This is a genomic window from Paracoccus sp. 22332 (assembly GCF_052045125.1).
Taxonomy (GTDB): Bacteria; Pseudomonadota; Alphaproteobacteria; order Rhodobacterales; family Rhodobacteraceae; genus Paracoccus; species Paracoccus haematequi_A.
On record NZ_JBQEOI010000140.1, the window covers coordinates 1 to 528 of the forward strand.

The 528-nt window shown below is 72.5% G+C and carries 1 protein-coding gene; it reads right to left on the reverse strand.

What is annotated here, in order from left to right; translation table 11 throughout:
* Positions 1–62 precede the first annotated feature (62 nt).
* Positions 63–528, reverse strand: a 466-nt coding sequence (locus ACTJI6_RS24235) for a hypothetical protein (RefSeq protein WP_440804349.1), incomplete at its 5' end; no start/stop codon positions are given.

Here is a 528-nt window from a genome sequence, read left to right on the forward strand (position 1 = left end):
AGGATGAGGGGCTTCATGGGTGTCTCCACAGTCGGAAAGGGTCTTTGGAAGAAGGGGCGAGGTCAGTCGACGCAGCGGTCGGGCGTGTCGAGGCAGAGATCCAGGGTGGCGGGCGCGTCGGGATCGAGATCCGCGCGCAGCGGACCCGGCTCCAGCGTGATCCCGGTGAGGCGCCAGACGTCCGGCGCCCCGGCCGGCGTCAGGGTGCCGGTCAGGGTCCGCGCGCCGCGTTTCCCCTGGGCCTGCAGGCTGATCTCGTAGCGGGTCTCGCGGAAGAGCCCGCCATGCCGGGTCAGGGTGGCGGCGAGCGGCAGGTGGCAGATGAGCCGGCGCAGCGGCACCATGCCGCGCTGGCCCACGTCGAGAGCGGCGTCGTGCAGCTCCTCCTCCGCCTCGGCCTCCGCATAGAGGCGGGCACAGTAGGCCTCGCCATGTCGCTGCTGGAAGGCGGCCGACAACTCCTGGCACTGGCGGTGCAGGCCGGCCAGCCGGGGCGTGTCCGGGTAGCGGGCGCAGGTGAGCAGCGCC